The sequence below is a fragment of the Acidithiobacillus sp. TH-A35 genome (genome assembly GCF_057473505.1).
This window is the reverse complement of sequence record NZ_JBYCKR010000109.1, coordinates 1-10248: the sequence shown is the minus strand read 5'-3', so window position 1 is coordinate 10248 and position 10248 is coordinate 1. Positions and strand designations below refer to the sequence as shown.

Genomic DNA, 10248 nt, shown 5'->3' with positions numbered 1-10248 from the left:
GAAAACCCCTCTGGGGATGACCGCGCAGATCCTCATCTTCCTGGCCTTTTTCCTCGCCTTCGCGGTGAAAATCCCCATGTGGCCGGTGCATACCTGGTTGCCCGACGCCCATGTAGAGGCGCCGACAGGGGGATCCGTCATTCTTGCGGCGGTGATGCTCAAGATGGGTGCCTACGGCTTCCTGCGTCTGAGCCTGCCCATTGTGCCTGATGCCAGTCATAAGCTGGCCTGGCTGATGATTCTCTTGTCCCTCATCGCGATCATTTATGTCGCGCTGGTGGCCATTGTGCAGGAGGACATGAAGAAGCTGATTGCGTATTCCTCCGTCGCCCACATGGGTTTCGTGACCCTGGGATTTTTCATGTTCGATAGTGTGGCGATTGAGGGCAGTATTATCCAGATGTTGTCGCACGGTTTTATCAGTGCGGCCATGTTCCTTTGTGTTGGGGTGCTCTATGACCGGATGCATACCCGCAATATAAAAGCCTATGGTGGTGTGGCCAATGTCATGCCGATTTTTGCGGCGCTGATGATGCTCTTTGCCATGGGTAATGTCGGCCTGCCGGGCACCTCCGGCTTTGTCGGCGAATTTATGGTGGTGCTCGGGACCTATCAGGTGAGCCCCTGGGCGGCGATTCTGGCGGCCACTGGCTTGATTACCGGCGCCAGTTATACCCTCTGGCTCTTCAAGCGGGCGATTTTTGGCGGCGTTACCCATCCCGAGGTGGCCGGGCTGAAAGACCTTGACGGTCGGGAGATGTTTGTACTGGGTACCCTGGCGGTCTTTACCTTGCTATTGGGGCTCTGGCCAGCGCCCTTCCTCAATATCGTGCATAGCTCGGTACAGCACCTGGTGACTCAGGTGTCTCTCTCCAAAATTCCGGCGTAAAGGACTTTGCCTATGAATTCATTCCTTATGCACTGGACTTTCGCCATACCGGAAATCTGGGTACTGACGATGGCCTGCGTTGTTTTGCTGACGGACTTGTTCTGGGGCGATCGTCTGCGTGATCTTGCGGCAGTACTGACGGTGCTGACCCTGATCGGTGCCGCCGTGCTGACCATTTTTGAGATGGGGCAGAGCGGTACAGCCTTTGCCGGTCTCTTCGTTCTCGATCCCTTCACCAACGTCGCGGAGTTGTTCAGCTATCTCGCTGTATTGATGGTGGTGCTCTATTCCAGGCGCTACCTCGTGGATCGTGGCATTTATCGGGGCGAAGTGTTCGTGCTGCTGCTCTTTGCCTTGCTGGGCATCATGGTGATGGTCTCGGGCGGCAGCCTGCTCAGCATATATCTCGGGCTGGAACTGCTGGCGCTGAGCCAGTACGCCCTGGTTGCCTTCTATCGCGACAGTGTGGTGGCGACGGAAGCCGGGTTGAAGTATTTCGTCCTCGGCGCCCTGGCCTCTGGAATGCTGCTCTACGGTATGTCGCTTCTCTATGGCCTGACGGGGACCCTGGATATGCGGGATATTGCCGGCGCGTTGGTGAATGTGACTGCGAGTAACCTGGTACTGGTCTTTGCCATCGTGTTTATTGTTGCTGGTATTGCCTTCAAACTGGGCGCGGCGCCTTTTCATATGTGGTTACCCGATGTCTATCAAGGCGCGCCCACGGTGGTGACAACCTTCCTCGCCTCGGCACCAAAAATCGGCGCCTTCGCCCTGATCATCCGTCTACTGGTAGACGGTGGCTACGGAATGCTGGAATCCTGGCAGCAGGTTTTTGTCGCGCTGAGCCTGGTGTCTCTGGTGGTCGGTAATGTGATCGCTATTGCCCAGCAGAATATTAAGCGGATGCTGGCGTATTCCACCGTCGGTCACGTCGGATTCCTGTCGCTGGGCATTGTCGCGGGCACCGAGGCAGGACTGGCCAGTGCGTTTTTCTATACCGTGGTCTATGTGCTGATGTCCCTGGCCGGTTTTGGCATGATTATGCTGCTCAGCCGGGCGGGTTTTGAGGCGGAACGCATTGATGACTTCAAGGGCCTGGCGCAGCGCAAGCCCTGGTATGCCTTCCTGATGCTGATCATCATGTTCTCCATGGCGGGTGTGCCGCCGACGGTGGGTTTTTATGCCAAATTGGCGGTGTTTCAGGCCGTGATTGCCGCCGGCTATGTCTGGCTTGCGGTGATCGGCGTACTGCTGGCGGTGATCGGGGCATTTTATTATCTGCGCGTGGTCAAAGTGATGTACTTTGACAAAGCGGATGCCGAGACGGGGATTATCGTGCGTGATGACTTGGCCAGTACCGCATTAAGCATTAACAGTCTGGCGCTGTTGGTGCTCGGCATCCTGCCGGGGCCGCTGATGGCCTTTTGCTTCTACGCCATGCAGGGAGTGATCTGATGAGTATGCAAGACTGGGCGCTAGCCTATATCGCACTGGCTTTTATCGCGGCTAATCTGCCGTGGCTGAGTAATCGTCTGTTCTTTTTCCGTGCCGCAGCCGGTGACAAAGCGTTGCAGTGGTATCTGCTTGAGTGGCTGGTAATGTATCTCATCGTTGGCGTCATCGGTATGGGTATGGAGCGTAGTCTGGATGGTCAGATCCACGATCAGGGTTGGGAGTTTTATGTGGTTGCCCTGTGCATGTTCGCCGTTTTTGCCATCCCGGGCTTTATCTGGCGCTTTAATGTACTGCCGATATTGCGCAGATCTTGACGTATAGCCCGCTAGTCGGTACATTTGTGGGCTGCAGGCGCGTAGCTCAGGGGGAGAGCGCTACCTTGACACGGTAGAGGTCGGCGGTTCGAAACCGCCCGCGCCTACCAAATCCCGCACCAGAGGGGCAATGCTCGCTGGTGCTTTTTCTTTGGAGGGGCTATGCCAGATATCCAGTTGCCGGACGGTAGTCATCGTCAGTTCGCAGAGCCTGTGAGCGGGCTGGCGTTGGCGCGTACGATCGGCAGCGGGTTGGCTAAGGCTGCGGTAGCCATGCGGGTCAATGGCACCCTCAAAGACCTCTCGGCGGTGTTGGATCAGGACGCTGAAGTGGCGATTGTTACCCGCGACAGCGCAGATGGCCTGGAGGTGATCCGCCATTCGACCGCGCATTTGCTGGCACAGGCGGTCCAGTCCCTCTATCCGGAAGCCCAGGTCACCATCGGACCGGTCATTGATAACGGTTTCTACTATGACTTTGCCTTCCCGCGTGGTTTTACACCAGAAGATCTGGAAGCCATTGAAGAGCGGATGCGCGCACTGGTCAAAGAAAATCTCCCGGTGCAGCGTGAATTACTCTCCCGTGAAGACGCCGTTGCCCTCTTTGAAAAGATGGGCGAGGACTATAAGGTTGAAATCATCCGCGCCATTCCGGAAGGCGAGTTGTTGAGTTTGTATCGTCAGGGCGATTTTGTGGACCTGTGTCGTGGTCCTCATGTGCCATCCACCGGTGCTCTGGGGGCATTTAAGTTGCAGCGGGTAGCGGGTGCCTACTGGCGCGGTGACTCTCGTAACCCCATGTTGCAGCGCATTTATGGTACTGCCTGGGCGCAGCAAAAAGACCTTGACGCCTATCTCCAGCAACTGGCGGAGGCCGAAAAGCGGGATCACCGGCGCATCGGCACAGAACTGGAACTGTTCTCCATTCAGGAAGATGCCGGCGGTGGGCTGGTCTTCTGGCATCCCATGGGCGCACGAGTCCGTCGCATCATTGAGGATTTTTGGCGCAGTGCCCATGTCGATGCGGGTTACGATCTGCTCTATACGCCGCATATTGCCCATGAGCAGTTGTGGTATACCTCCGGGCACAAGGACTTTTACGCCGAGTCCATGTTTGATCCGATGCAGGATGAGGGGCAGCCCTACCAGCTCAAGCCCATGAACTGCCCTTTTCATATTCTGATTTACAAGGACAAGCTGCATTCCTACCGGGATCTGCCGATTCGCTGGGCAGAATTGGGCACAGTCTACCGCCACGAAATGTCGGGCGCCCTGCATGGCTTGATGCGGGTGCGCGGCTTTACCCAGGATGATGCCCACGTCTTTTGTCGGCCAGACCAGATAGAAGCGGAGATTGGTGCGGTGCTGGCGCTGGTCCGGAAAATTCTTGGCACCTTCGGCTTCAGCCAATATGAAATCAATCTGTCCACCCGCCCTGAGCACTCGGTGGGCAGTGACGAGATTTGGGACGTTGCCACCCAGGCCTTGCGCAATGCCCTGGAGCGCGCGGGCCTGGACTACCAGGTGGACGCGGGTGGCGGTGCCTTCTATGGCCCTAAAATCGATCTGAAGATTCAGGACGCCATCGGTCGCAAGTGGCAGTGCAGTACCGTACAACTCGATTTTAATCTGCCGGAGCGCTTCGCCATGGAATATGTGGCGGAAGACGGCACGCGTAAGGTGCCCATCATGGTGCATCGCGCCATCTTCGGCTCCATCGAACGTTTTTTCGGTGTGCTCATTGAGCATTATGAGGGTAAGTTTCCGGTCTGGCTCGCTCCGGTGCAAGCCGTGGTGCTGCCCATCAGCGAGCATTACTCGGAATACGCCGAGTCGGTAAGTGACGTATTAATGAAACGCGGCATCCGGGCAGAAACGGACTTGAGAAACGAGAAGATAGGTTATAAGATACGCGCCCATACTTTGCGTAGGGTGCCCTATCTGCTGGTGGTCGGGGAACGGGAAAAAGAAGCGGGTACGGTGGCGGTGCGGGATCGAAATGGCCAGGATCTCGGCGCCCTTACCATAGGCGCTGTGGGTGCCGCTCTGCAGAAAATGGATCGGGAGCGGTTGAACACCCTGGAGTGGCAAGGCTAGCGAGGAGGATAAGGCGATCGCGACAGAGAAAGAAGTGAATATCAATCGGGAAATTACCGCAGCGCGGGTCCGGTTGATAGGTGTCGAGGGAGAACAGTTGGGTGTGTTATCCTTTATGGAAGCCATCGCTGCTGCAGAGGAAGCTGAACTGGATCTCGTCGAGATCGCTCCGCAAGCTGATCCTCCCGTATGCCGGATTATGGACTACGGAAAGTTTCGTTTTCAGGAAAGCAAGCGCCAGCATGACGCTAAACGTCGGCAGAAACAGACGCAGGTGAAGGAAATTAAATTCCGCCCTCGTACGGATGATGCTGACTACCAGATCAAGTTGCGCAATATTTTGCGTTTTATTGAAGATGGAGATCGTGCGAAAATTACGTTGCGCTTTCGCGGTCGTGAAATGTCGCATCCCGAATTGGGCATGGAAGTGCTTAACCGGGTTGAAAAAGATTTAACAGAAGTGGGTGTGGTTGAACAACGGCCACGCATGGAAGGGCGACAAATGGTGATGATTGTCGCGCCGCGGAAAAAATAGGAGACCATCGTGCCAAAAATGAAAACCAATCGTGGGGCGGCCAAGCGCTTTAAGCGTACCGGCTCCGGTAAATTTAAGCATCGTCAGGCTTTTTTGAACCACATTCTGACGAGTAAGACGACCAAGCGGAAGCGCCACCTGCGCCATACCTTGGTTACTTCGGGCAGCGACCAGGCCGCATTGCGGCGCATGCTTCCCTACGGTTGATGATAGAGGAACAGTACCATGTCTAGAGTAAAACGTGGCGTAACCGCCCACGCCCGTCACAAGAAAGTTCTGGCCCGTGCGAAGGGCTTTCGTGGTCAGCGTAAGAGCAATTATCGCATCGCCCATCAGGCGGTGATGAAGGCGCTGACCTATGAGTATCGTGATCGCCGAACCAAGAAGCGCGATTTTCGCAGTTTGTGGATTGTGCGTATCAATGCAGCGGCGCGTTCTGAGGGCGTGACCTACAGCCGTTTCATGAATGGTCTGCTGCGCGCGGGTATCCAGCTCGACCGCAAGGTGCTGGCGGATATCGCCGTGCGTGACAAGGCGGCCTTCTCCCGTCTCGTCGAGGTAGTCAAAGGCCAGTTGGCAGCTTGACGGTGGCGAAGGCTATGGCGATGTCTTTGCAATCCATAGCCTCCGTCGCGGAGGCCGCCCGAGAGATCGCGGCGGCCTCCGACCTCGATGCCTTGGAACAGATCCGCCTGCAATGGCTCGGTAAGAAGGGTGTTCTTACCCAGGCCATGCAGCAACTTGGCCAGTTGTCGCCCGAAGCGCGGCGAGAAGTCGGACAGTTGCTCAATGAGCGCAAGTCCGAGGTGCAGTCGCTTCTGCAGGAACGCAAAGCAGGGCTCGAAGCAGCGGTTATTCAGGCACGCCTACAGCAGGAACGGCTGGACGTGACGCTGCCGGGGCGGCGGGAAGCATGGGGCAGTGCGCATCCTGTTCGCCAGACTCTGGAGTGGATCGAACATTATTTTTCCGGGTTGGGTTTTGAAACCAGCGATGGTCCCGAAATAGAGGATGACTACCACAATTTTGCTGCGCTCAATATTCCGGAAGATCATCCGGCGCGGGCGATGCATGATACTTTTTATCTGGATGCAGCGCGTCTCTTGCGTACCCAAACCTCGACGGTTCAGATTCGGTTTCTAGAAACTCACCAGCCCCCCCTGCGTATGATCGCCACTGGTCGAGTGTACCGGCGCGACTCCGATGTCACCCACACACCGATGTTTCACCAGGTCGAGGGCCTGTTGCTCGACGAGCATGCCAGTTTCGCCGACTTGCGCGGTTTATTAGCGGACTTCCTCCAGGAGTTTTTCGCAAAGCCTGATCTCCCGGTACGCTTCCGTCCATCTTACTTCCCCTTCACGGAGCCTTCCGCTGAAATTGATATCGGCTGCGTAATTTGCGGTGGATCTGGCTGCCGGGTCTGCAAGCACACCGGTTGGCTGGAGGTGCTGGGATGCGGCATGGTGCATCCGGCGGTGTTGGCGGGTGCCGGTGTCGATGGTGAGCGCTTCAGCGGCTTCGCCTTTGGGATGGGCGTTGAGCGCCTCACCATGCTGCGTTACGGAGTGAATGATCTGCGTCTCTTCTTCGAGAACGATCTGCGCTTCCTCAAACAATTTTCCTGAGGGCTCACCATGCGCGTCAGTATACAATGGCTTCGTGAGTTGTTAGACACCTCCTGGGATACGGAAGAAATTGCCCGACGCCTGACTATGGGCGGTATTGAGGTGGAGGCCGTTGAAGACGCTGCTCCGCCTTTTCACGGGGTGGTCGTTGCTGCCGTTCAGTCCATTGCACCCCATCCGGAAGCCGGGAAGCTGCGGGTGGCGCAGGTGGATGCGGGCGACGGGCAGCTACGCACTGTTGTCTGCGGGGCGGATAACCTGGCTGTAGGTCAGCGAGTGCCTCTGGCTCTACCTGGCGCGCTGTTGCCCGATGGGCGTTCTATTGCTATCTCTGCGTTGCGTGGCATTTCTTCCGAGGGAATGCTTTGTGCAGCCGCGGAATTGGGGCTCGATGACGGCAGCAGCGGTTTGCTGGTCCTGGATGCGGATGCGCCGCTCGGAGCCGATCTGCGGTCCTACCTCGATCTGGATGACCAGATACTGATTCTGGGGATTACCCCGAATCGCGGCGACGCATTGTCCGTAACCGGAGTGGCCAGAGATTTGTTCGCCCTCGGCGCAGAGGTTGTGTCCCGCTCTGTGAATGATGGCCCGATGCCGGCATGGACGATGGTGGGTCCGGACAACGCGGCCCCTGGTAATGGAGGCTTCGCTCCGCACATTGCCGCAGATGCGCAAAACGCCTGCCCTTCCTATACTGCCCTGTGGATAGAGGGTGTTCCAGAACGGTTGCCGGACCATTTACGTGAGCGTCTGCGCCGTGCGGGGCAGCGGTGTATCCACCCGGTAGTGGATTTGCTGAATCTGAAAATGCTCGAAACGGGGCAGCCTCTGCATGCATTTGACGCCGATACCTTGCAAGGCGGACTCAACGTGCGTTGGGCGCAGGCCGGGGAGATTCTCGATGCCCTGGATGGCAGGGATCTGCCGCTGGAGTCCGATATGCTGGTGATTGCCGACAGCGCCGGTCCGGTGGCTCTCGCAGGTATTATCGGTGGACGGCGTACCTCGGTATCGGCAGGGACGCGTTGTATTGTCCTGGAGTCTGCTTTCTTCCAGCCTAAGGCCATCCAGGGGCGTGCACGCCGCTTGGGCTTGCAGACGGATGCTGCCATGCGCTTCGAACGTGGCGTGGATTTCGCCTTGGGGCCGGTAGTGGCCAGCAGCACGCTGCAGTGTCTCGCGACGCTAGGTACGGCACATTTTCGGACAGAACGATCCTGCACCGTGCTGGGACAGTTACCCGAGCATTTGCCGATCCCCTTGCGTCGTGCCCGACTGGCACGGATCCTGGGCATGGATTACGAAGATGCTGTGGTCGAGGCAGCCCTCACCCGTCTGGGACTGCGTGTCAACAGGACCCACGATGGCTGGCAGGTGCTTTCTCCGAGTCACCGCTTTGATCTGCACATTGAGGCAGATCTGATTGAGGAAGTGGGCCGAATATACGGCTATGAGCGATTGCCCGCTCATCGTCCGGAGGGCACATTGCAACCCTTGCCCATGGCGCGGGGGCCGCAGCCAGCCACTTTGCGTGGTGTTTTGCAGGCACGTGATTATCATGAGGTGATCACCTACAGTTTTGTCTCCCGTCAGGCGCAAGATTTGTTCACGCCGGGTGCCGACGCACCAACCCTGCTCAACCCGCTGTCCGCGGATTTGGCCGTCATGCGCGCCAGTCTCTGGCCGGGTTTGATGCAGGCGCTTCAGTTTAATGTGAAGCGGCAGCAGGATCGGGTACGGATTTTCGAACTGGGACGGGTGTTTTCTGCCGATGGGCAACGTCTTATCCTGGGCGGATGTATTGTCGGGACAGCGGATCGGGAAAGTTGGGCGCAGCCGCAGCGTGCCGCCGATTTCTACGACCTGAAAGGTGACGTGAGTGCTTTGCTCGCGCTTTGGCCGGATACGGAATTCGCTTTCCGGCCGCTGGGCGATCACCCGGCTTTACATCCGGGGCAGGCCGCAGAAATTTGTGTGGAAGATCAGCGGGTGGGCATGTTGGGTGCGTTACATCCAATGCTGGCCGCGGAGTATGACCTGGACAAATCACCATTCTTCTTCTATTTGGATATGGAATGGTTGAGTAACTTGACGAATGTCTCCAGGTTCACGTCCTTGTCGCCATTTCCCGCATTGCGGCGGGATATGGCTTTAGTCATCCCGCGGGACATTCTGGCAGGGACGGTGCTGAGCGCCATGCGGGTAGCAGCATCGGGTATTGTGCAACAGATCACGATTTTTGATCGCTATCAGGGACCTTCTCTGACAGCAGGAACGTACAGTCTGGCTTTTGCGCTGCTCTTGCAGGATGCTGAGCGGACGTTGACCGAGACAGACGTACAAGCAGAAATGGACCGGTTGCTGGTTGCCGTGCGGCGACTCGGTTCCATCGAACTCAGGGCATAGGGAGAATAATATGGCGGTTACCAAAGCAGAAATCGTGGATATGCTGTTCGAGACTATGGGGCTTAATAAGCGGGAAGCCAAAGGCATTGTCGAGGCTCTTTTTGATGGCATTCGTGAAAATCTGGCGCAGGGCGAAGAGGTGAAGCTCTCGGGCTTTGGTAACTTCACGTTGCGCGACAAAAATCCACGTCCCGGGCGCAACCCGAAGACGGGCGTGGAGATTACCATCACGGCGCGGCGCGTGGTGACTTTCCATCCGAGCCAAAAGCTCAAAGCCTACGTGAATGGTAGCGAACCGGACAACGGCTAAGGGAAAGGCGGGCAAAGACCTCGCGCCACTCCCGGAGATACCGGAAAAGCGGTATTTCTCCATTAGCGAGGCGGCCCTGCTCTGTGGGGTGAAGGCGCATGTGCTGCGCTACTGGGAGCAGGAGTTTCCACAGCTTAGTCCACTGAAAAGAAAAGGTAATCGGCGTTATTATCAGCGCCACGATCTGTTGTTGGCGAGACAGATTCGCGCCCTGCTGTACGGCGAAGGCTATACTATCCACGGTGCGCGTGAACGATTGCAAGAACTGGTGCGCGCCCACCGTGGCGAGCACCATGAAGAAAATCATGGGCAACTGAATCTGGAGATGGCGGATCTCTCTGTGGGTGTTATAGAAGGCCGCAAACGCTGGCAATACTTGCGCCGGGAGTTGTTGGCATTATTGGATTTGTGCGGTCACAGGCATTGACCTGGGCGGCGTTTTGGCAGTACATTACGGACTCTCGCGGGGCGTAGCGCAGCCTGGTAGCGCACCTGAATGGGGTTCAGGTGGTCGGAGGTTCAAATCCTCTCGCCCCGACCAATAAATCAAGGGGTTAGGGCGTATTTCCCTGATTTCTTTTTCTACAATCACCACTTTTTTCTACAAT

Annotated in this window: 11 protein-coding genes and 2 tRNA genes; all 13 read left to right on the top strand. The window is 57.0% G+C overall.

Annotation, left to right across the window (positions count from 1 at the left end; genetic code table 11):
- The coding region (locus AC2VNK_RS04005; protein ID WP_486882893.1) for an NADH-quinone oxidoreductase subunit M at nucleotides 1–889 on the top strand (889 nt) is incomplete at its 5' end.
- 12 nt (nucleotides 890–901) lie between these two features.
- Nucleotides 902–2347, top strand: a complete 1446-nt coding sequence (gene nuoN, locus AC2VNK_RS04000) for an NADH-quinone oxidoreductase subunit NuoN (RefSeq protein ID WP_291521667.1) — start codon at nucleotides 902–904, stop codon at nucleotides 2345–2347.
- A complete protein-coding gene (locus AC2VNK_RS03995) occupies nucleotides 2347–2661 on the top strand; it encodes a DUF2818 family protein (RefSeq protein ID WP_291521669.1) in 315 nt (104 codons plus the stop codon). Before nuoN ends, AC2VNK_RS03995 begins: the two co-directional genes overlap by 1 nt.
- Before the next feature lie 35 nt (nucleotides 2662–2696).
- Nucleotides 2697–2771: transfer RNA gene (locus tag AC2VNK_RS03990), tRNA-Val, on the top strand.
- A gap of 52 nt (nucleotides 2772–2823) precedes the next feature.
- Nucleotides 2824–4758, top strand: a complete 1935-nt coding sequence (thrS, locus tag AC2VNK_RS03985; protein ID WP_486882891.1) for a threonine--tRNA ligase — start codon at nucleotides 2824–2826, stop codon at nucleotides 4756–4758.
- 34 nt (nucleotides 4759–4792) lie between these two features.
- Nucleotides 4793–5293: a translation initiation factor IF-3 gene (gene infC, locus AC2VNK_RS03980; RefSeq protein ID WP_291508972.1), complete on the top strand. Its 501-nt coding sequence runs from the start codon at nucleotides 4793–4795 to the stop codon at nucleotides 5291–5293.
- A gap of 9 nt (nucleotides 5294–5302) precedes the next feature.
- Nucleotides 5303–5500 carry a 50S ribosomal protein L35 gene (gene rpmI, locus AC2VNK_RS03975; RefSeq protein WP_064219264.1) on the top strand — a complete coding sequence of 66 codons (198 nt, stop codon included), beginning with the start codon at nucleotides 5303–5305 and terminating at the stop codon, nucleotides 5498–5500.
- A gap of 18 nt (nucleotides 5501–5518) precedes the next feature.
- The gene (gene rplT, locus AC2VNK_RS03970; protein ID WP_012537291.1) at nucleotides 5519–5878 is read left to right on the top strand and encodes a 50S ribosomal protein L20; all 360 of its coding nucleotides are present in this window, start codon (nucleotides 5519–5521) and stop codon (nucleotides 5876–5878) included.
- A 20-nt stretch (nucleotides 5879–5898) separates the two neighbouring features.
- Nucleotides 5899–6921, top strand: coding sequence for a phenylalanine--tRNA ligase subunit alpha (pheS, locus tag AC2VNK_RS03965; RefSeq protein WP_486882895.1), 1023 nt, complete (start codon nucleotides 5899–5901; stop codon nucleotides 6919–6921).
- A 9-nt stretch (nucleotides 6922–6930) separates the two neighbouring features.
- On the top strand, nucleotides 6931–9330 hold the full coding sequence (pheT, locus tag AC2VNK_RS03960; protein WP_486882888.1) for a phenylalanine--tRNA ligase subunit beta: 2400 nt from the start codon (nucleotides 6931–6933) through the stop codon (nucleotides 9328–9330).
- Nucleotides 9331–9340: 10 nt separating this feature from the next.
- Nucleotides 9341–9640: an integration host factor subunit alpha gene (locus AC2VNK_RS03955; RefSeq protein WP_291508969.1), complete on the top strand. Its 300-nt coding sequence runs from the start codon at nucleotides 9341–9343 to the stop codon at nucleotides 9638–9640.
- Nucleotides 9615–10067, top strand: coding sequence for a MerR family transcriptional regulator (locus AC2VNK_RS03950; RefSeq protein WP_291524867.1), 453 nt, complete (start codon nucleotides 9615–9617; stop codon nucleotides 10065–10067). The genes AC2VNK_RS03955 and AC2VNK_RS03950 overlap by 26 nt, the downstream gene beginning before the upstream one ends.
- Before the next feature lie 37 nt (nucleotides 10068–10104).
- Nucleotides 10105–10181 (top strand) — tRNA-Pro (locus tag AC2VNK_RS03945).
- The last annotated feature ends 67 nt before the right edge of the window (nucleotides 10182–10248 follow it).

Bases quoted from the DNA above. Each gene is read 5' to 3' on its own strand.
- nuoN (WP_291521667.1), top strand. From the start codon at position 902: ATGAATTCATTCCTTATGCACTGGACTTTCGCCATACCGGAAATCTGG.
- AC2VNK_RS03995 (WP_291521669.1), top strand. From the start codon at position 2,347: ATGAGTATGCAAGACTGGGCGCTAGCCTATATCGCACTGGCTTTTATC.
- thrS (WP_486882891.1), top strand. From the start codon at position 2,824: ATGCCAGATATCCAGTTGCCGGACGGTAGTCATCGTCAGTTCGCAGAG.
- rplT (WP_012537291.1), top strand. From the start codon at position 5,519: ATGTCTAGAGTAAAACGTGGCGTAACCGCCCACGCCCGTCACAAGAAA.
- pheS (WP_486882895.1), top strand. From the start codon at position 5,899: ATGTCTTTGCAATCCATAGCCTCCGTCGCGGAGGCCGCCCGAGAGATC.
- pheT (WP_486882888.1), top strand. From the start codon at position 6,931: ATGCGCGTCAGTATACAATGGCTTCGTGAGTTGTTAGACACCTCCTGG.
- AC2VNK_RS03955 (WP_291508969.1), top strand. From the start codon at position 9,341: ATGGCGGTTACCAAAGCAGAAATCGTGGATATGCTGTTCGAGACTATG.
- AC2VNK_RS03950 (WP_291524867.1), top strand. From the start codon at position 9,615: ATGGTAGCGAACCGGACAACGGCTAAGGGAAAGGCGGGCAAAGACCTC.